This is a genomic window from Spirosoma jeollabukense, assembly GCF_054777855.1.
The window spans coordinates 609,242-630,946 of sequence record NZ_BAAHAD010000002.1 but is presented as its reverse complement, the minus strand read 5'-3'; the positions used below and the strand labels follow the sequence as shown (position 1 = coordinate 630,946).

At 50.3% G+C, this 21,705-nt stretch carries 13 protein-coding genes; 7 read left to right on the top strand and 6 right to left on the bottom strand.

Features of this window, described 5'->3' with window-relative positions:
• Positions 1 to 106: 106 nt before the first annotated feature.
• Entirely contained in the window at positions 107 to 952 is an 846-nt protein-coding gene (locus ACYVEA_RS10990; protein WP_461113471.1) for a sugar phosphate isomerase/epimerase family protein, read from the bottom strand.
• 666 nt (positions 953 to 1,618) lie between these two features.
• Here ACYVEA_RS10990 and ACYVEA_RS10985 point away from each other — a divergent pair.
• The 4 genes from ACYVEA_RS10985 (at position 1,619) to ACYVEA_RS10970 (ending at position 6,885) form a co-directional block, all read left to right on the top strand.
• Positions 1,619 to 3,349, top strand: coding sequence for an erythromycin esterase family protein (locus ACYVEA_RS10985; protein WP_461113470.1), 1,731 nt, complete (start codon positions 1,619 to 1,621; stop codon positions 3,347 to 3,349).
• A gap of 88 nt (positions 3,350 to 3,437) precedes the next feature.
• The gene (locus tag ACYVEA_RS10980; protein WP_093823667.1) at positions 3,438 to 4,463 is read left to right on the top strand and encodes a rod shape-determining protein; all 1,026 of its coding nucleotides are present in this window, start codon (positions 3,438 to 3,440) and stop codon (positions 4,461 to 4,463) included.
• Positions 4,464 to 4,796: 333 nt separating this feature from the next.
• The gene (locus ACYVEA_RS10975; protein ID WP_461113469.1) at positions 4,797 to 5,819 is read left to right on the top strand and encodes a ScyD/ScyE family protein; all 1,023 of its coding nucleotides are present in this window, start codon (positions 4,797 to 4,799) and stop codon (positions 5,817 to 5,819) included.
• A 253-nt stretch (positions 5,820 to 6,072) separates the two neighbouring features.
• Positions 6,073 to 6,885 (top strand): class I SAM-dependent methyltransferase, encoded by an 813-nt coding sequence (locus tag ACYVEA_RS10970; protein WP_461113468.1) that lies wholly within the window; start codon positions 6,073 to 6,075, stop codon positions 6,883 to 6,885.
• A gap of 163 nt (positions 6,886 to 7,048) precedes the next feature.
• On the opposite strand, the gene ACYVEA_RS10965 is transcribed toward ACYVEA_RS10970, so the two are convergent.
• The 3 genes from ACYVEA_RS10965 to ACYVEA_RS10955 all read right to left on the bottom strand — a co-directional run bounded on the left by ACYVEA_RS10965 (position 7,049) and on the right by ACYVEA_RS10955 (position 11,882).
• Positions 7,049 to 8,350 (bottom strand): alpha/beta hydrolase family protein, encoded by a 1,302-nt coding sequence (locus tag ACYVEA_RS10965; RefSeq protein ID WP_461113467.1) that lies wholly within the window; start codon positions 8,348 to 8,350, stop codon positions 7,049 to 7,051.
• A gap of 418 nt (positions 8,351 to 8,768) precedes the next feature.
• On the bottom strand, positions 8,769 to 10,412 hold the full coding sequence (locus ACYVEA_RS10960; RefSeq protein ID WP_461113466.1) for a TldD/PmbA family protein: 1,644 nt from the start codon (positions 10,410 to 10,412) through the stop codon (positions 8,769 to 8,771).
• A 90-nt stretch (positions 10,413 to 10,502) separates the two neighbouring features.
• Positions 10,503 to 11,882, bottom strand: coding sequence for a TldD/PmbA family protein (locus ACYVEA_RS10955; RefSeq protein ID WP_461113465.1), 1,380 nt, complete (start codon positions 11,880 to 11,882; stop codon positions 10,503 to 10,505).
• A 313-nt stretch (positions 11,883 to 12,195) separates the two neighbouring features.
• Here ACYVEA_RS10955 and ACYVEA_RS10950 point away from each other — a divergent pair, with 313 nt between their 5' ends.
• On the top strand, positions 12,196 to 12,732 hold the full coding sequence (locus ACYVEA_RS10950) for a pyridoxamine 5'-phosphate oxidase family protein (RefSeq protein ID WP_461113464.1): 537 nt from the start codon (positions 12,196 to 12,198) through the stop codon (positions 12,730 to 12,732).
• A 43-nt stretch (positions 12,733 to 12,775) separates the two neighbouring features.
• Here the strand turns inward: ACYVEA_RS10950 and ACYVEA_RS10945 are convergent, their stop codons facing one another.
• Positions 12,776 to 14,002: an ABC transporter permease gene (locus ACYVEA_RS10945; RefSeq protein WP_461113463.1), complete on the bottom strand. Its 1,227-nt coding sequence runs from the start codon at positions 14,000 to 14,002 to the stop codon at positions 12,776 to 12,778.
• A 428-nt stretch (positions 14,003 to 14,430) separates the two neighbouring features.
• Here ACYVEA_RS10945 and pta point away from each other — a divergent pair, with 428 nt between their 5' ends.
• Both pta and ACYVEA_RS10935 read left to right on the top strand, forming a co-directional pair.
• A complete protein-coding gene (gene pta, locus ACYVEA_RS10940; protein WP_461113462.1) occupies positions 14,431 to 16,527 on the top strand; it encodes a phosphate acetyltransferase in 2,097 nt (698 codons plus the stop codon).
• A gap of 21 nt (positions 16,528 to 16,548) precedes the next feature.
• Positions 16,549 to 17,745: an acetate/propionate family kinase gene (locus tag ACYVEA_RS10935; RefSeq protein WP_461113461.1), complete on the top strand. Its 1,197-nt coding sequence runs from the start codon at positions 16,549 to 16,551 to the stop codon at positions 17,743 to 17,745.
• 248 nt (positions 17,746 to 17,993) lie between these two features.
• Here ACYVEA_RS10935 and treS read toward each other — a convergent pair whose 3' ends face one another.
• On the bottom strand, positions 17,994 to 21,368 hold the full coding sequence (gene treS / locus ACYVEA_RS10930) for a maltose alpha-D-glucosyltransferase (protein WP_461113460.1): 3,375 nt from the start codon (positions 21,366 to 21,368) through the stop codon (positions 17,994 to 17,996).
• Positions 21,369 to 21,705: the final 337 nt, after the last annotated feature.

Below are 21,705 nucleotides of genomic sequence, written 5' to 3'. Positions count from 1 at the left end.
ATCCCAATTTCATGTAAAAGGTTGGTATTAAATAAGGGTTAGAGACGGATTAGCTCAGGCTAAATCAATCCGTCTCTAACCCTTATTCAATCAGGTTTATTTACGCTTACAAACTCTTCAGATACGCTATACTCTTCGGTACCTGCTGTTCAACATCTTTGCTTTCATCTTCGATATAAAAGTGCTCAATCGACGATTTATTGGCGGCTTTAAGAACAGCAGGCCAGTCAATTTGCCCCGTTCCCAAGACAACTGATTTCTCATTCGGCATCCCTCCTTTATCGCTGTGTTCTACATCTTTCGCTACGTCTTTCAGGTGAATGAGCCGAAAGCGTTTTGGATATTTCGTCAGCAATGCCGCCGGGTCCTGTCCTGGCAAAAAAGTCCAGGTAACGTCCATCTCGTAGCTCACGTAGTCGGGGTTGGTTTCCTTCACCAGGTAGTCGAACAACGTACCGCCTTCGTAGGGCTGAAACTCAAATCCGTGGTTGTGGTAGCAAAACATCATTCCTTTGTCGTGCGCCTGTTTCCCAAAGCGATTGAACACGGCAGCGGCTTGCTTCATCATGTCCAGCGTAGCCGCAGTCTTGTGCGGGATCGAACCGATACGTATGTACTTCACGCCCAATATTTTGGCATTGTTTAGAATCGAATCCGGCTTTTGATCAATCGCGTCATAACTCACCCCGTAGCTACTGGCATGCAGCCCGCGCTGGTCAAGCAGGGCCCGTAGTTCAGGGGCCGTTTTACCGAACAGGCTCGAAAATTCGATGTCTGTAATGCCCCAGGCTTTAATCTTGTCCAGCGTACCGGGAACGTCCTTCCCGAAACTATCGCGCAGGGTATAGGAAACAATGCCGGGCGTTTTCTTGACGAGTTTGCCAAAGGGTTGCGCCTGACTGACCGACGTAGCGATCACGGATAAAATCAAAAATGCGGCTGTACGTATCATCTGGAGTAAACGAGGATTATTAAACGGAGGAATGTGCCCCCTATAGGCTGATCTATAATGAACGCTAAATTACGTTGTTGATACACTCATAAGGAATCAGTCATTGGGTTTCTACTTCATTCACTGCCTTTTCATAATGACAGGCGCCACAGAAGGCGAGTACGAAAAGATTTTTTCGGCCGGTTGCTTCCCTGATCAATCGCTATTCCGACTAAAGTATTAATCATGCTTCGGCCCCAGAAATTGGTCTGGAGCGCTACGTCCTTTTTCAGCTTAACGACTAAAATACGATGATAAAATACCAAACAGCACGCAAATCCAAGTTGTTATTGATAGCTTCAGTACTTATCAGTCATGCAACGCTTGTCAAACATCGCTCTTTCTTTGGCTGATGGCGGCTCAGTTTCTGGGTAGTCAGAGCCGTTGGCAGTTCCAAAATGGCTATTTGTAGTCCACTGAGTTGGGCATGTTCACTACGTTTTATAGTATGCCAGTTGCACCGAATCCGTCAGCGCAAAAACCGGTTACTGGTTCAGAAACCGCTCTTTCTGAAGGCTGATTCGGCCGTCTCTTTCTGAATTCAACGCCCATGAATAACTTAGTGGTTTCGGCACAGCAAGCCTATGTTGATGCTGGTACGTTTTTGTCTGCGATCCATATTTTGCTATGATTAAATCGGTCCTCCTCGTAGTTCTGACGGCAGGCAGCCTTATGGCTGTCGCCCAGCAAGTTCCAACATCAACAGAAGCGCCATTACTGGAACTGAACAAACCTATTGGACGCGATCTGAAAGCCGGTCAAACTCATACCTATACCATTAAGCTTAGCAAAGGGCAATTTCTGGGGGCGACCGTCAACCAGCAAGGCATCGACGTACTGGTACGCGTTTTCGAGCCAGATGGGACAAAAGTTGCGGAGATCGACTCGCCTAATGGCGATCAGGGTGATGAACCCATTGGGCTCGAAGCAAAAAATACGGGCTTATACCGCATCGACGTTAGCTCATTCGAAAAAGAGGCAAAACCCGGCCGTTATGAAATCAGAATCAATGAACTGCTTTCGCAAAAGGCCTATGCGGCCAGGGTTGTCGAAACACTCCGCAAGCAGAAAGCCGTAATTGGCTGGCTAAAAACCAACGCTATTCCGCTAAAAACCGTTGAAGCCGGCGCTGATTTTACGGATTTGCAACCGCTCAAAAAAACGTTTCAGGACGTACGATTTGTCGGTTTGGGTGAGGCAACGCACGGCACCCGCGAGTTCTTTCAGGTCAAACATCGACTACTCGAATTTCTGGTGCGCGACATGGGCTTTCGCGTGTTTGCCCTCGAAGGCAGTTACGCGGCCCTGCAACTTATCAATGCTTACGTAATGGGCACAAGGAACGACGGCGCCCAGGCCCTCGACAGTCAGGGTTTCTGGACCTGGAATACTGAAGAAGTACGGTCGATGATGGATTGGGCACGCCATTACAACGCCGATGCTCCGGCCGATAAGCGAGTCAAATTTGTTGGCTTCGATATTCAGTTTAATCAACCCGGCAAAGACAAATTACTGGACTATCTCAGGCGGGTTGCCCCAGAGCGCGTTGACACAACGGCCACCTTTTTCAGGACGAATCTTGACTCATTGAATTCCGCGCTTAGCACGTCCATTCAGCAGGAGAAGATGCAGAAAACGCTCAAGGAACTGCAAACCAATTACAATGATTTATTTGTATTTCTTGAGCTGAATGGACCGAATTTGACCGCAAAATCCAGCCCGGCCGAATACGAACAGATGCGGGAATATGCCCGCGTCTTGACGCAATACGTCGACTCATACAGTCGGCAGACTCCCGCAGGTGTTGCCATGCGTGATGTGTACATGGCCGATAACTTCAGGCGACTGGTTGACCGCGAACCGCCGGGCACACGCTTTGTGCTATGGGCTCATAACGGCCACATTGCGACAGACAACAATGGCCTTTTTATGCCCATGGGCGCTTATTTACGGCAATTCTACGGCAACGACTATTACGCGCTTGGCTTTAGTTTCAATCAGGGTTCGTTTCAGGCGCGGGAAGCCCAGCCGCGCGATTCGACAAAACGAATGCTTATGTCCTTTACGGCCAAACCCGCACCCGACGGGTCAGTTGACTGGTATTTTACCCAAACCGGCCTCAAAAATTTTATCGTTGACTTCCACCAAACACAAAAAAACGCCGACGTCAACGGCTGGCTCACAACCCCTTCTCCGATGCGCAGTATCGGTTCAGTATACGCCCCCCGTGCTGAGGAAAATTTTTTCTATCCCGTAACCATCGGTCAACGGTTCGACGGCCTGCTGTTTATCAACACAACAACACGGGCGCGACCGAATTCATCGGTCAAAAACGTGGCGGGCCGGAATGACAGGTAACGTATCGACCAGGCTAGATAATGTGTTTATTCTTATTGTAAGGTCCAAAAATCTGTATCTGCCATCACGCCTTACGCGTTACAGGTATATGAATTTATTTAATTTCCTTACAAGTGACATTGCCATTGATTTAGGCACAGCGAATACGCTGATTATTCATAAGAACCAGATTGTGGTAGACGAGCCATCAATTATTGCCATGGATAGAATCAGCGGTAAGGTGCTGGCCATTGGCCACAAAGCCATGCTCATGCATGAGAAAACCAATGAGAATATCAAGACCATTCGTCCCCTGAGAGACGGCGTTATTGCCGATTTCACGGCCGCCGAACTGATGATTCGGGGTTTAATAAAAATGCTCGAAACCGGCAGTAAATTGTTCTCTCCCTCCCATCGGATGGTGGTGTCCATTCCCTCAGGCATCACGGAGGTGGAGAAGCGAGCCGTTAAAGATTCCTGTGAGCACGCCGGGGCGAAAGAAGTGTACATGGTGTATGAACCGATTGCAGCCGCTATTGGCATCGGCATTGATATTACCCAACCCAATGGAACGATGATCGTTGATATTGGGGGCGGCACGACCGAAATTGCCGTCATTGCCTTGTCGGGGATTGTCTGTGAACAATCCATTCGAACGGCGGGCGACGTTTTCACCCGCGATATTGTGGATTACATTCGGCGCGAACACAACCTGTTCATTGGCGAGCGGTCGGCTGAGCAAATCAAACTGGTGGTGGGCTCAGCACTTACGGAGCTGACGAATCCCCCATCGGATTACGAAGTGCGTGGTCGCGACCTGATGACGGGCATTCCCAAAGAAATCAAGGTAACCTACAGCGAAATTGCCTATGCGCTGGAAAAATCAGTGTCGAAAATTGAGGAAGCTACCATGAAAGCGCTGGAAATGGCTCCACCCGAATTATCAGCTGATATTTATACCAACGGCATTCACCTAACGGGTGGCGGAGCGCTTCTGCACGGACTGGATAAGCGGCTGGCGTTAAAGACTAAACTGCCTGTTCATATCGCCGAGGACCCGCTCAGGGCCGTTGTGAAAGGCACGAGTGAAGTGATTAAAGATATGGAAATGTATCATTCCGTTCTGATCAGGTAGCGGTTATTGGTCTGATTAATAGTTCTGGTTATTATATTGTTTCCAGTTATTCAGGCCAGCACGACTAACCAGTATCCATACCACTTCCCTTTTTACTGAAACCGATGCGCATCCTGCCAGAACGGGCGGGGTACCAGCTAAGCTGGTACCCCGCCCGTTCTGGTTTACTACGTAATTTCTGCCCTACAATCGAAAGTCCTGCCGCTTGCTAAATACTTGAAAATCGTTCGATCCGCCTATACTACCTTTCTAGCCGAAAACCAGTTGAGCCCATTACGTCTAAATTAGTACACTTGGTTAATTTATTTTTTAATCACTCACACTCCTTTTATCATGTTCCACAAAATTACTTTCTCTCTTTGCCTGCTGGCCGTATTTTTAGTAACAGGTTGTCAGGATCATCAGATAGTTGCCCCAAGTGCATTCACGACAACACCCTTTGCAACGGGTCTGCTGAGTCCAATTGGCGTTGATACAGATCCCAGCGGACGTATCTGGGTAACGGAGGGCGGAACCGGCAACAACGACGGCCGGGTTTCGATGGTCACGCCCGATGGGGTGGTGCATCCTGTTATTACCGGCTTCGATTCGGAAATATTTCAGGGTGAGCCGAATGGATTAAATCACCTGCTCTTTGCCGATGGGTGGCTGTATATCCTTGGATCACACAGCAAATTCTACAAAGTCAATGTCGCTAATTATAAAGTCGGTGATCCAACCATCTCGGCCCAAAGTCTTCCTGTTGAAGACAAAAAACAGTGGATACTTGACTATAAATTTCCTGCAGGTCAGGATACAGAAGACACGCACCTATACAATATGACCATTGGGCCTGACGGCGATCTCTTCTTTACCGATGCCGGTGCCAACGCTATCATCCGCCGAACAAAAGCAGGTGTGTGGAGCGTCTTTTCGATTCTGCCTCCAGTTGCCAATCCAGCAGGAACAGTGCCTCCCATTCCGTTTAGCGAGAGCGTACCAACCGGAATCGTTTATGATGGGCAGAAACTCCTGGTCAGTACGCTTGTGGGTTTCCCATTTGCCGAAACATCATCTGTCATTTACCAGGTAGATGCGTCAGGCAATGCGTCTGTCTTTAAAAGCGGTTTTACCAGTATAGTTGATATTAATCTGGAGACCAATCTGGGATTACTGCTGCTGCAGCATGGCGTATTTGGTATGGGATTCGCTCATTCTACAGGTAAATTAATTCAGGTAGCGGGCAACGGAAACTCAGTGTTAGTCGATAAGCTGGACCTGCCCACCGACCTGAAACAGACCAGCGCCAACACCTATTACGTAACTGTCCTTGGGCCAAATGCTACCAGTGGTTCTTTATTGAAAGTTACGCGCTAGACACGTAGTAATTCGCAACGTTCATCTATTCGGGGTTAGTTTCAGCCTATTAGCGCTGACGCTAACCCCGAATCTTTATTTCCGGATAACGTTCTGATAGACAGTACGTCACGGGGCAACTTATCCGTAAACTAACCCAACTGCGCCATTCACTCAATAAACGAGTGCATTCCCTGGAAAAAATCTGACTCTTGTTCATTCTTTAGTCTAAGGAGCGCTCTAATACACTACTAAATCCTAAAAATGAACGAAGATGAATCCGAACAAAGCATTGTGGGAGAAAGGGGACTTCACCAGAATTGCCGAAACCATGCGGGAAAGCGGTGAGGCTCTAGTTGCTCAACTAGGCATCACCAAAGGTATGAACGTACTGGACCTCGGCTGTGGAGATGGTACTACGGCCATACCGGAAGCCAGACTTGGCGCTACCGTTTTAGGGGTTGATATTGCTAGCAATCTCGTTGAAGCGGGCAACCGTCGGGCCAAAGCGGAAGGGCTTACAAACTGCACCTTTCAGGAAGGTGATGCGACCGATTTGCAGGACTTGGAAGACGAGCGTTTTGATCTGGTCGTCAGCATATTCGGGGCCATGTTTGCCCCGAAGCCATTTGATGTAGCCAGAGAAATGGTCCGTGTTACCCGCCCCGGCGGACGTATCATCATGGGCAACTGGATACCGGGCGACCCAACGCTGGTGGCACAAATTTTAACGATCAGTTCGGCTTATACACCGCCACCACCAGAAGGTTTCATTAGTCCAATGCTGTGGGGTGTCGAGCGCCATGTGATCGAACGATTTGAGAAAGCCGGTGTGGCCAAAGAAAACATAACGTTTGTTAACGATGCCTTTACCTTTAACGCACCGTATACCCCATCCGAATTGGTCGACACGTTCAAAAACTATTACGGCCCAACCATGAATGCGTTTGAGGCCGCGGAAAAGAATGGCAAATCTTCGGAGCTACAGCAAGAATTAGAGGCATTGTTTACCAGTCAGAACAAGAGCTCCGACAAGAATACGACGTCTATATCCGCTACGTTCCTGCGGGTAACTGTAGTACGTTGACTGGAGGTCATGAAGTGCGTTCCCGTAGCTGCTTCGCGCTGGTTGCTACGGGGATGCTAAAATATTTCTTACTTGGTCTGAAAACCCCTAAATCCCCTGAAGGGGACTTTGTTAGAGAGGGAGAAAAGTCCCCTTCAGGGGATTTAGGGGTTTTCAGACAGCGCTAAGGTTTGGCATGACGCATTTCCAGTCCGACCGACATGCGGGGTTTGAAGCCGGTCCAGGGTCCGGTAGCGTCGGTTTCGGGGAGATCGAGGTACTTCGCATAATCGAGTTTCTTCAAATGAATCCCTAAAAACGCCGTCACAAAGTGCTGGTTGATATTGTTGATTCGGTGTTCGTTCCAGGCTGGCTCAGCATAGTGCATGTATTCATCAGCCGACACGCCGGGCAGAAGCGACGCCATCGGGGGCGGATTGGGCGCTACGTTGTGCCGGGCATTGACGTAAGTCAGCAAATGCCGATCGGCATTAACGGCCCCGTCATAAATAGCTTTTATACCTTTTTCGTAGCCCGATACGTCGTCTTTACTACCCGCCACAAACAACGTTGGCAACGTTAAACCCGCCAATCCAGTAGCATCCCAGACACCTCGTTCCATGCCCCAGGGCGCAAAGGCAACCACCGCCTTGATCCGGGGATCGAGGGAGGCTTTGTAGGCTGGTGAATCCATTGCACGAACAGCAAGAGCCGTACTCCCCCCGGCTGTTTGCCCGAACAGTTTTATCGCCTGAGGACTGTAACCGGCCCCTGCTACGTTGAGCGCTCCGTAGCCACCCATCGAATAGCCAATCAGGGCTGTGTTGTCGGCATTTAGCAATCCGGCCAGGAAGGTATTGCTGGTTTTAGCACCCAGCCGGGCCATTTCGTTTAGCACGAACAGGTCATCGAGCGAACGATTCAGCAACGTACTAGGAAATCCGGCCGCATCCCTGTATGTCGATTCGGTATGGTCAATGGCAACGACAACGTAACCTTTCGAGGCCAGATTCTCGGTCAGGTAGGTCAGCAGAAGGCGCGATCCGAGGTAACCATGCGAAACAATAACCAGTGGATAGGCCCCTCCGCCAGGATCTGGTTCGGCATCACGACTGGCTCGCCCGATGAACGTAAACGGAATAAGAGGTCGCTTGGGATCGTTGGCCCGGCCAAGGACGGATTCATACGTAACGATAGCTGGTTTGTTGGCCTCGCTGCGAGCTGGATACCAGATTTCAACGGTCAACGGGCGGTCATACAGCGGGTGCTTGCCGTCTTTCGTGTGCAAAACATCCACCTGCGCCGGGTGCACCAGTTTCATCGTTCGTACCCCTACGCTGTACGTTCCCCGAGCCGCCAGATCGGGGGAATTAGGCAACAGATCACCATTCGCAAAGGCATCGCCCGGTGTTTGGGCTACAGCCCGGATTACTGTCCCTGCAATAAACAGCAGGATAAATACGTAGCGACTTGAACTGATTCTCATGGATTTGAGGGAGCAGGGCTGTTCGTTGAATTACAGCACGAAAATTTAGACAATTAGATTGCACGGCTGTAAATAACGTGAATTTGGAATTGATTTGAGTGGGTTTTGGCCCGTTAGGTCGGCCGACCGATGCCGCCTTACCAGTGAAGCGTTGTCAATACGTTAGTCGCCGTTGAGTGCGAAGTACCAGAAGGTTTCCATGCCGCCCTGTGTATGGCCTGATTCTTGGACCCGCTTTGGGTTTTGTGCGCAGCTTTTTACCCATTCAGCCACTATCATGTAGCTGTGTCTGTAGTCTCTACCAAACGTGTAGGGCCGATCGAATTCAAAAACCGGAGCAGCCGAATTGATACGTGTTTCGGGCCTTGGACGGGCCCGTTCGGTCACAGAAGGACGAATAGGGGGAGAAATCGTCCTGCTACACTTTGCGGGCCGTGTTGATCACATTCACGCCGTTGAAGCGAGCCGTAGCACTCCCGTGCGACACGCAGCTTAGTTGGGGAGGTTGGCCTTTTCCATCGAAAAACGATCCTTCAACCCGGTAGTCGCGCTGGTCGCTTACCTTCACGCACGAATTCCAGAACTCCTGCGTGTTCGATTGGTAAGCCACATCTTTGAGCATACCCGCAATCTGGCCATCTTTGATTTCGTAGAATAGCTGACCGCCGAACTGAAAGTTGTACCGCTGTTGGTCAATTGAATACGATCCATAACCAATGATGTAAATCCCTTTTTTGACGTCCTTAATCAATTCATCCACCGACAATGGCTGAGCGCCGGGGGCCAATGATACGTTGGCCATGCGCTGAAATTGAACGGCGTTCCAGCTGTCGGCGTAGCAACAGCCGTGCGATTCGGTTTCGCCCAGCATGTGCACCTGATCGCGAATGGCCTGATAATTAACCAGAATACCATCCTTGATAAGATCCCATTTTTTAGTCTTTACGCCTTCGTCATCCCAGCCAACCGCGCCCATCGAGCCGGGCTGCACTTTGTCGGCAAACACATTGACCTGCGGGCTGCCGTACTTGAAGGTTTTTGATTTCCACTTATCCATAGTGGCGAAGGACGTACCAGCCAGATTGGCTTCGTAGCCCAGTACGCGATCCAGCTCCGTAGCATGCCCCACCGACTCGTGAATCGTCAGTCGAAGGTGAGACGGGTCCAGCACCAGATCGTACTTCCCCGCTTCTACTGATTTCGCCTTCACTTTTTCCTTGACCTGTCGGGCGGCTAACGTAGCATCGTCCATCATGTCGTAGTAGTTATTGAACAACGTCGTGGGGCGACCCGTAATGCGATCAGGCGGTGTGGTTTGCAGGTATTCGTAGCCCATTGCTTTGGCCGTTCCCAGTGAGTTTCGGGTTTGAAACTGGCCGGTTGCGCGGTCAATGCCGGTTACGGTAAACGTAGGCCAGATGCGATGAATATCCTGATCGATATACGAACCGTCGGTTGAGGCAAAGTATTTCTGCTCGTTGACCATGAACAGCACTGAGTTGACAAAGCTGGCGCCGTTGGTCATGGCAGCCCCATTCACCGACAGCAGTAAATCGACTTTCTCCTTGATCGGAATCTCGAACAGATTTTTCGTGAAGGGGGTTTTATAGCTTACGTCTCCAAACCCTTTTTGTGGTGCCAGTTGCACTGGTTCATCCAGTAAGGCTATGTTGGCTTTGGCAACCTGCACCGCCATTTCAGCCGTTTCAGCGACCTGCGCTTCAGTGCTGGCGTCGCCCAGGGACGCAAATCCCCAGCAACCGTTCACGAGCACCCGAACACCAACGCCAAACGATTCCAGGTTAACGATGCCCTGCACCTTGTCTTCACGCGTTGTCACGAATTGGTTGAGGTAGCGGCCAATTCGAACATCGGCATACGTAGCACCTTTCGCTTTGGCGGCATTCAGGCCAGCATCTGCCAACCGCTTTTTTACGGCCAGATCAAGACCAGGGTCCAGAAGCGCTTCAGCCGCAATGACTCTCCCACCGGCAGCCATACCAGGCAAAAGTAATACACCAGCACCGGCACTGGTAAGTTGAATAAAATCTCGACGATTCATGTGTTTTAGTCAAGAGTCTAAAAATAATTAGTCAAGAGTCGCTAGTCATAAGCCTTAAACAATTGACTAACAACGCTTGACTAGCGACTTTTAAACGGCATCAGATAAGCTGCTAAAGGTGAAATCACGAATTTTCATCGGAGGGATCAGGCTGCCATTTGTTCGGACGGCTTTGCCCATTGCTTCGATGTTATTGAGCATAACGATCGGGCTTTCGTTGAAGCGAAAGTTTTTGACGGGAAACTTGATCTGGCCATTTTCGATGTAGAACGTACCATCCCGCGTTAGACCCGTATACAGCAGTGTTTGCCGGTCAACATCCCGGATGTACCAGAATCGGGTAACCAGAATGCCGTTTCGGGTGCTTTTGATGAGGTCAGCCATTGATTCGTTGCCCCCCTCAATAATGATTCCATCGGGAGCCGGGATGGCTTTAACGCCTTTTTTCTCAGCCCAGAAGCGCGAATAAAACATGTTTTTAACCACGCCTTTGTCAATCCACACCACTTTTTCCTGGGGCCGCCCGTCGGTGCTGCTGCCACCTCCTCCGCCCCCACCCAGCAGATCGCCGTAACCAGGTCGACCACCGCCCGAAACAAACGGCGTTCCTGGAATCTCGGCATTCATGGGGTCGGAGTAAATGGTGATACGTTCGTCGAATAGTTTCTCACCAAGTCGCGTTCCTCCTCCTTTTTTACCAAGAAAACTGCGTCCTTCCTCGGCGCTGCGCGCATCCATGTTCGACATCATATTGCGAATCAGCTCCTGCGCGGCTGTGGGCTCCAGAATAACCGTATACTTGCCGGGTTCCAGCGCCTGCGCCTTGGCAGAAGCGATCGCTTTTTGAACAGCTACCTGCGTGAGCGGCCCGCTATTGAGTTTAGAAACATCATTATAATCCCGCACTACGTAGCCCGACCCTTTACCATCATCCGTCCTGACCGTTACCGAGAAATCAATGGATGTCGATTGATTGTATCCGAAAAGGCCCTTGCTGTTCCCTATGGCCGTAAAACCGGTAGAGTTTTCCAGAAACCCCGCCGAGTTGACCGAATTCTTTTTGCAGATGGCAATGCTATCTAACGCCAGTTTGGCCCGATAAGCAGGATCGATGGCGGCCGTTGCTTCGTTATACGTCTGGGTTTCGAGGTAGGTCTGCGGTCCCAGGAGCGGCACGTACTCCGGATTTTCGGGGGCCAGCCGCGCTACTTCTTCCGACCTTCTTACTGTTTTTTCGAGCGACTGGTCATCAAACACGTTGATCGTAGTGGTACCCGAACGCTTACCAAATATCGACGTAACAGCCAGCGACAAATTAGCCGATTGGCCACTGGTGCTTACCGAATTTCGTGCATAGCGAATGTTCCCTCCTTTGTCACCACTGATGCTGACACTCATTTCATCAGCTTTCGAAAAAGACAATACCCTGTCAATTAATTTCTTCGATTCTTCTTTCGATAAAATGGCCATTGATCTGCGGTTTGACTACCCTCAACAAGTATTTCGTAAAGTAAAGCCGAACGCTCAAATTCACAACTATTATTGGCCAAACTAACTAAATTCAATAGATTTATCCATCGCCAAGCAAATTTGACATTAGAAAATTCCGACTTATCGCAGGCAGAAAACAGTAAATAACTGTATGCCAGTGCACGTACTCAACAATGTCGAGACCTAACCGCAGCCTAACGAAATGCCTTTTCCTGAATTTCTCAAAAGAAGGTTGGGTGCGTTTTTAGTTGATCAGAAAAGGAATAACTATTTCTCGATCAACTCAACCGTTATGGATAGCATCAATCAACAACAACCCGAAGAAAATCACAAAGACCTGGCCGGCACTGAAGCCGGAAAGAAAATTAAAGAGCTGGTTGGCAAAAGCAATACGTGCTATTTCTGCACGAAGATTACAACCGGGGAGCCGTTGAAAACGAGGCCCATGTCGGTGCAGAAAGTAGATGAAGAGGGTAGCTTCTGGTTTTTGAGTGCCAGCGACAGTCACAAAAATGCGGATATACAAACCGACAGCCAGGTGCATCTCTTATTCCAGGGTTCGGATTATTCTAATTTTTTGAGCGTTTATGGAATGGCTACTATCTCCAAAGACAAAGAACTCATCAAAGAGCTTTGGGAACCGATTCTAAAAACGTGGTTTACGGAAGGAGTTGATGATCCACGTATTACGGTAATAAAAGTAGACACGCAGGAAGGCTATTACTGGGACAACAAACATGGCAACGCGGTGGCGTTTGTCAAGATGGCTGCGGGGGCTATTCTGGGAAAAACCCTGGATGATTCGATTGAAGGCAAGTTAACCGTGTAGTACTTCTTCCTGGCGCGGGTAAGTCACTGACATTGCCAATGACTTACTCGCGCCGAATGGCTTCTACGGGGTCGAGCCGGGCCGCTCGCATGGCCGGATACGTACCGAAGATGACGCCTATCAGCATGGCGATGACCAGAATGACGCTAAATGTATTCCAGGTATAGGCCATCTGAAACGGAATGTCGGTCAGGGCTTTTACAATCGGCACGAACGCCATTGTACTTAACAGTCCCAGCGCCAGACCAAGCAAACTGCCAAAGGTTGAAATGGTGATCGATTCCGACAGAAACTGCCATAAAATATCCCGTTTTTTGGCGCCCAAGGCTTTGCGAATGCCAATCTCGACTGTCCGCTCAGTCACTGAAATAAGCAGTACGTTCATCACACCAATACCGCCAACCAGCACCGAAATGCCAACGATCATGCCCATAATCAGCCGGAACAGCAGGAAACCTTTCGCCACCTGACTGACGCGCTGCTCGTTGGTGATGATCATAAAATCGGCGAGTTTCGTTTTCATATTGGCTTTCAACCAGGTTTCGATCTGCGTTTTAAGGACTGGCACGTCTTCTACGTTCCCGGCCTCAAGGACACACACGGGCGGATTTGCCTTGACGGTACTATCAGAAAATACCGTAATCGGCATCATTAACTGACCAACCTTTGCGTCCTTATCAGCGGAGATACCAATGATTTTCAGTACGTTCCCTTTATAAACAACTTGCTGGTTGATAGCGGTTTTCTGCGGCCTCTTACCCACCAGTTGTTTCGCCAGCCGCTGGTTGATAAAGGCCACATGACTTCTGTTTTTCAGATCAGTTTCACTAAAGGCTCTGCCATACAAAAGCTGTATGTCTGGATGCAGCGGCAGGCCCGTTCCGGTAACGATCGTGCCAATAGCTCGATTGGTTGCCTTCCCAGTAATTTCATCGGTCTGCCGGACGTAGAGATAACCCGTCGCCGGTTTCGTCAGTGACGACCGCATCCTCAAAAAGTCATTGTAATTTAAATAAGCATACGCTTGCTTCCGCACCCCTACGTCGTTTACAGATTTGTAGAGATTAGGCTGTATTATAATAGCTTTCAGCGAAGTCGTTTTGGTAATTTGTTCGCGGGCATACTGTTCCATGCCGTCAATCAACGACAGCATGGCCACCAACGCGGCTACCCCGATCACAATACCCAGTATCGACAAAATGGTGTGAAAAAATCGGGCACGAATGTTTTGCAGGGCATTCGCAAAGGAGAGTAGGATTTTCTTTCCCATAACAGTTTGGGGATGGTGAGTGATGGCTAGCAGTAACGGAGAATGCACAAGTTAGGGCACATTATCACCAGATTACACCACTTATGTGATAAGCGGACATACAAGGAGAAACCAGTCAGAATTCCGCTTCTCGACAGCGGGTATTTCCCCCAACTGATCTTGTCGCTGGCCCATTCGGCTCAGCCTGCTGGCTGGTACTGATCGATTGAACGGCAAGTTCATTCGTGGAGAAAACCTTGTCCTGATTCAACCCTATTGCGGATTCAATTGAGTTATGGCGTCTTCGGGATGATTTCCCCTAAAGCGCGGTTCTAAAAACATAAACTGAGCCTTTGGGCTTACTATACATGAGCCTATCGGATTAATTAGGGTCACCAGACAGCGGATCCGGATTGGTTCGTTTTGACAAATAACAAGCAACATATCGTATGACGAAAGCCATTTACATCGCGTCGGTAGAGTCCTATACCGGTAAATCCTTAGTAGCCCTTGGCCTGGTGAACTGGTTGCTGGGAAAAACAAAAAAGGTAGGGTATTTCAAACCCATCATTACCGAGCAACCGGCGGGTCAGAAAGAAATCCATATCGAAGCCATTCTGGATTATTTTGCTTTACCCATTCCCTACGAAGCCACCTACGCGTTCACCCGGCAGGAGGCTCTGCAACATATGGAATCGGCCGGGCGGGGCGACATGCTCAATACCATCATCAGCAAGTATAAAATCCTGGAAGAAAGCTGCGATTTTACCGTTATCGACGGCAGCGATTTTCTGGGCGAGGGCATTGCCTTTGAATTTGAATCGAATGCCGCCATTGCCAAAAACCTCGGAGCGCCCGTACTGATCGTCATTAGTGGCGACGCAAAATCCACGGCCCAGATCGTCAGTTCAGCCCAAAGTGCTTTGCAAGGATTTGTGAGCCGGGATGTACAGGTGCTGGGCCTGGTGGCCAACCGAGTGAAACCTGACCAGGTGGAAGACGTTCAGGCACTCCTCCGCATGCAGCTACCGGCCGATATTCTGCTCACGGTCATTCCCTGGGAAAAACAGTTGCAAAGCCCGACGATGAAAGAAATCAGGGACGCGCTGGGGGCCAAAGTCTTGTTAGGAGAAAGTCTGCTGGCTAATCCTGTCGACAATTTCGTTACGGGGGCGATGATGCTGCCTAATTTCCTGAATTACATCAAGGAGAACGTACTGATTGTCACTCCAGGCGATCGGGGCGACATCATCATCGGCGCCTTACAGGCTAATCTGTCAACGAACTACCCGAAGGTGGCGGGCATTGTGCTGACGGCCGATACCGTACCGGATGAGCCCGTTACCCGGCTTATCTCGGGACTCCAGACGGTATTGCCCATCCTGACCGTCAAACAGGGCACCTTCGGTACGACCACAGCCATTGGTGCGATCCGTTCCCGCATCACCGCCGATAACAAATCCAAAATTGAGCTGGCCCTGAACCTGTTCGAGGCCCACATGGATATGAAAGCCCTCGATGATCGGATTGTCACCTTCCACGCCGAAGGCATTACGCCACACATGTTTCAATACCAGTTGGTCAAAACGGCTAAGAGTCAGAAAAAGCACATTGTTCTTCCCGAGGGAAACGATGACCGCATCCTGACCGCAGCCGTCCGGCTTCTGGCGCAGAACGTAGTCACGATCACCTTGTTAGGCGACGAAACTGAAATTATGGCGTCTATCAAGCGATTAGGCCTTCTGGTGGATATGACAACCCTGACCATCATTAATCCGGCCACGTCGCCCCAGTACACGTCCTACGTTGAAACGCTGTATGAACTGCGCAAAGCCAAAAATGTGACCATCGATATGGCGCAGGATCTGATGCTGGACGTATCCTACTTCGGCACCATGATGGTCTACAAAGGGCATGCCGATGGCATGGTTTCCGGAGCGGTGCATACCACGCAGCATACCATCCGGCCCGCCCTGCAGTTCATTAAAACCAGGCCCGGTGTTTCGCTAGTTTCGTCCGTCTTTTTTATGTGCCTGCCCGACCGGGTTTCCGTTTTCGGCGACTGCGCCGTCAATCCCAATCCAACAGCTGATCAACTCGCTGACATTGCCATTTCCTCAGCCGAAACGAGTGCCCGCTTCGGGATTGAGCCCCGCATTGCCATGCTGTCCTATTCATCAGGTAGTTCGGGCGAAGGCGAAGATGTGGACAAAGTTAGGCAGGCAACGGCCATCGTGCGCCAGAAAAGGCCCGACTTACACGTGGAGGGACCCATTCAGTACGATGCCGCAGTAGACCCCCTGGTAGGCCATCAGAAACTACCGGACTCAACGGTAGCGGGTCGAGCCAGCGTATTGATCTTTCCGGATTTAAACACGGGGAACAATACGTACAAGGCCGTGCAGCGGGAAACGGGGGCGTTGGCCATCGGCCCTATGCTACAGGGACTTAATAAACCCATCAACGACCTGAGCCGAGGTTGCACCGTGGATGATGTGTTCAATACCGTCGTCATCACAGCCATTCAATGTCAGCAAAATCCGTAGCAGACACGCTACCAGCCAACTATGTACATTCTCATTATTAATGCGGGTAGCAGTTCGCTAAAGTATCAGCTTTTCGACATGCCCGCCACAGAACCCTTATGTACAGGATTGATCGAACGTATTGGTACGGATCAGTCCTTTATTCGCCATACGGTATTGAATCGACCGGCTAAGCCGGTCATTGAGCGCCGTGAACCGATTGCCACGCACGCCCAGGGCTTTGCGCAACTGGTGGCGCTACTATCGGATGCGGAAGTTGGCGTTATTGAGCAGCCGGACGAGATCCGGGTCATCGGCCACCGGGTAGTGCATGGCGGAGAAAACTTTACCAGGGCTACCCAAATCACCCCGGCGGTCAAAGAGAAAATCAGGTCGTATTTTCCACTGGCGCCCCTGCATACAATCAACTACGTGTGCATTGAAATTGCAGAACAAACTTTCCCCAACGCCAAACAGATCGCCGTTTTTGACACCGCTTTTCACCAGAGTCTGCCTGAATATGCTTTTCGCTATGCCATTCCAGAGGCCTTATACCGGCAGGAGGGCATTCGGGTTTACGGTTTTCATGGGACGTCCCATAAGTACGTCAGCGAGAAAGCGGCCGCCTGGCTGGGCAACCCGGACGCTAAACTCATCAGCATTCACTTAGGCAACGGGTGCAGTATTACGGCTGTTCAGAACGGAAAATCCTTGGATACGAGTATGGGATTTAGCCCCCTGGCGGGTCTGATGATGGGCACCCGGTCGGGCGATATTGATCCGGCTGTCATTTTCTATTTGATCGAGCATGGATACAGTCCCGAGCAGGTCAATACGTTGCTCAACAAACAGTCAGGCATGGCGGGCTTCACGGGGTTTAGTGATATGCGGGACGTACGGAAATTGCGGGAAGCAGGCGATCCCACCGCCGAATTAGCGACCGAGTTGTATGCTTACCGGGTTAAAAAGTACATTGGTGCCTATAGCGCTGTGTTGAATGGGTTGGATGCGCTGATTTTTACGGCGGGTGTAGGGGAAAACGATTCAGACGTGCGGACGCGAATCTGTCAGCACCTGGACTATCTGGGCATTCACCTTGACGCCGATAAAAACGCGGCCTTTTCACCCGGTATCCGGGCAATCAATTCGACCGGGTCACCGGTCAAGATCCTGGTGGTACCAACGAATGAAGAGCTGGAGATTGCTCAACAGAGTTATACCTTGCTACAGGCCGGATAGATTGATGGTAGCTGGAATAAGAAGCTGCTTTTGGTTGAACCAACCACTCATGAAACCGTCCGATTCTGACTAAAATCGAGTCCACTAATCTCCAGTCGGTATCAATTTCCGTCACTGCCCCACCGATTACCTACCGTTCAGTACAAACGGTTCACGAAAGGCCCAGCCTGGTTTTCCTGCTTTATCAATTGAGCAGGAAAACCAGGCTGGGCCTTTCGCAACAAAGCAAGATTAACGCTACTTGTTCCTTACATATCAGCGATAGAACCCTGCACCATTTTTTCTTCGCCCGATACGTGATCGGCGGTCAGCACTTCAGATTGGTCTACAATCGATTTGACAAGTTGCAGGGGGACGCGCACCCAATCAGGTCGGTTGTTGAGTTCATGATTTAAATCTGAAATGGTTTTTTCGAGCAGGTATGTTTCCAGCATCATTTGCAGGTCGTCAGGATTGTCGGGAATAAATGAGCTACCCTGAACCGTTTCCAGATAGGCTTCCATAAAAAAGTTACTCATACAGTGCGCCCAGAATCCAGCGTAAGGGAGCAATTGAGTGGTCGTGTCGGCCTGCACCTGATTGGTCGTCAAAAATCCCTCATACCCTACGTAGTAGAATGAGCGGATCATGGAGGCTACGTCGCGCAGGGGCGAGCGCTTGAGCCGGCGTTCGCTGTAGCTTCGGCTGGGGTCGCCACCGAAGTCCTGGATGGCGATATCTTTGCCGGTCAGCAGAATCTTTTCCAGTTGCAAATCGCCATGAATCCGGATTTTCGTCGTGTTCAGCTTTTTGCGGTAGATTCGCTTGAGCAGGTTCAGTACGTCATCTTTTCGACCCAACATCTGCTCAACATCCTGCCGTACGTCCTCAGGAAGGCGTTGTAGGTTCCGTCTCTGGCTCTGATAGCTTTCGCGAACCAGCGACTGAAAACTCGCAAACAGTGAACGCTGGTAGTGCAGCGAGAACTCTTCCGGCGCAAAATCTTTATGCATCGGATCAGAAGCCAGTGCCTGGTGCATCTGTCCGATACGTATGCCCAGAAGCCGGGCCTGTTGAGCGGCCCGATGCCCCACCAACTCCTGGGTTTCGAAGGGTAACGTACTAAACGAAACCGGCTGGCTCCATGTACCAAGCGCTACTTCCGTTGCCTGAGCTAATTGAACCTGATCGCGGGCCAGAATACGTTCGATAAAATTGTTGATCCGTTCCAGGACGTAGCTTTTTCCGTCGCCATGCTGACCAACCATTTCCTGCATGACACCCAGTATGATCGGCTCGCCCTTCGACGTCATTTCTACCGATCCGGCAAAGGGAGCAACGTTCGCAAAGCCAGCCAGATCGGAAAGAAACCGCGTAATTTCCGTATCTGGGTTTATGGCTAGATCGACCTTCCTATATAATTTGAGGAGATAACAGTGATCGTAGGAAATAGTGGCATAATCAGGTCTGGAAGCAATCAGCCTGGGTTTTATGCTGCTATGTTCCCGAACGTAATCCGCCAGCGCCGGTTTACTTTGAAAAACCAGATTGCCTTCGCTATGGCCACTTTCCTGCGCCACTTTTTGAAACAATGCCTGTTGAACGTCGGACAGATACAGCCCATCGCAGAGCAAGCCAGACTCATTGCCCAGTTTCAGCGTAGCCAGCACCGCCTGCGGACAACTTTGGCTAAGTTTAGCGGCCTGCACCTCATCTGCAAAGGCCAGGATCAACTGAAAGATTTCGGGTAGCCCCCGTTCATACGATACCTCAAGCAGGAGGATGTAAGCTGATCCAACCGGGAGTGTAAGGGGGGCCTGGTTCAATATGGTAACGCCCCGCATCGTCTGCTTCTTCTCACTGAACCAGTCGGATCTGAGCAGATAATCTGGCAACACCCTTGTTTCCAGCCGTTCGCGGGTCCCTTTGTTCATAATCTGCCCCCAGAGGTTTACCTGAATTTCAGGCAGTTGGAGCGCAGGCAGTACGTCTGTATGGGTTTTCTCTAGCACAAACCACTGGTAATCGTGCGGAGCCAGGGTGAAAAAGTACGTTTCATTTTCCGAAACCGCCGGGAACGAATTCTGGCTGAATGCTTCGACCGGTACGTAGCCGTTGAAACCTTTCAGTTCAATCTCGGCGGGCTGCGAATATTTCGACAGGTTAATAACGATCAGCAGGGTTTCACCTTCATAAGTGCGGGTGAAGGCCAGCACTTTAGGATTTTCGACGTTCAGGAATTTCAGATCGCCCCGGCCAAACGCTTTAAATCGCTTCCGCAGATTAATCATCCGCTTCATGAACCAGAACAGCGACGACGTATTGGTTCGCTGGGTTTCTACATTGACCGATTCGTAATGATATTCCGGATCGAGAATGGTTGGCAGGTAGAGTTTGTGTGGATTCGCAGACGAGAAGCCCGCATTCCGGTCCGGCGACCACTGCATGGGGGTACGAACGCCGTCGCGGTCGCCCAGGTACACGTTGTCGCCCATACCGATTTCATCCCCGTAGTAAATGACCGGGGTGCCCCGCAACGAAAACAGCAGACAGTTCATCAGTTCGATTCGCTTCCGGTTATTGCCCAGCAGGGGGGCCAGCCGATGGCGGATACCGAGATTGATGCGTGCTCTGGGGTCTTTGACGTAGGTTTTATACATATAATCCCGCTCCTCGTCGGTGACCATTTCCAGCGTTAATTCATCGTGGTTACGGAGAAAAATCGCCCACTGGCAATTTTCGGGGATGGCCGGTGTCTGGTCGAAAATGTCGGTGATCGGGTACCGGTCTTCCATTTGCAGCGCCATAAACAGGCGGGGCATCACCGGAAAATGGTAGTTCATGTGACACTCGTCGCCATCGCCAAAATAAGACGCTGAATCTTCGGGCCACATGTTGGCTTCGGCCAGAAACGCTACGCCAGGAAAATGGTCGTCAATGTGTTTGCGCAGTTTTTTGAGAAACGCGTGGGTTTCGGGCAGGTTTTCGCCGTTGGTACCTTCCCGCTCAAACAGATACGGTACGGCATCTAGCCGAAAGCCATCGACACCCAGCTCGCACCAGTAATCAATCATCCTGAACACTTCCGCCTGAACCAGCGGATTATCGTAGTTCAGGTCGGGCTGGTGATGAAAAAAGCGGTGCCAGTAATATTGCTGCGCTTCATGGTCCCAGGTCCAGTTGGATCGCTCAAAATCCTGAAAAATAATCCGAACATCCCGGTACTGGGTTGGATCGTCGGTCCAGACGTAGTAGTCCCGTTCGGGCGAGCCTTTAGGCGCTTTCCGCGCACGTTGAAACCAGGGATGCTGATCAGACGAATGGTTGATGACTAACTCCGTAATGACCTTCAGATTCCGCTGGTGGGCTTCGACGAGCAGGGTTTTAAACTGCTCGATGGTTCCATACGACGGGTTTATGGTGTAGTAATCGGCAATATCGTAGCCATCATCGCGCAGGGGTGATGGGTAGAAAGGCAGCAGCCAGATGGCTGTAACACCCAGTTCCTGCAGGTAATCTAACTTTTCGAGCAGCCCCTGAAAATCACCAATTCCGTCTCCATTGCCATCGCAGAATGCTTTTATATGAAGTTCATAAATAATGGCGTCCTTGTACCAGAGAAGCTTATCGTCTTGTTCTATCATATTGTCTGTCATGATTATCTGTGCATAAGGCGTTTTAATTTCCGGCCAGAAGACTACCCGTAATATGGTGTTGCTTATCTGGCAGCACTATCGAGCACCAATAGTGCTGGCGACTTACTTAACGTATCGTATGCGATTGAGTACGTTTAGTAGGTAGTAACCTGTTTTCACCAGTAGAGTTTGGGCATCAGGACAGAAGTTAGCGAAATCCTCCCATACGGCTTAGCCCATTTCGTCTACTCTTTTGGAAACCTGGCCTTGTCATAAATGCCTTCTTTACGAAGTACGCCCCGATTCCGTTACGGTAGAGGTTCCCAACAACGGCCTTTTTGTCAAG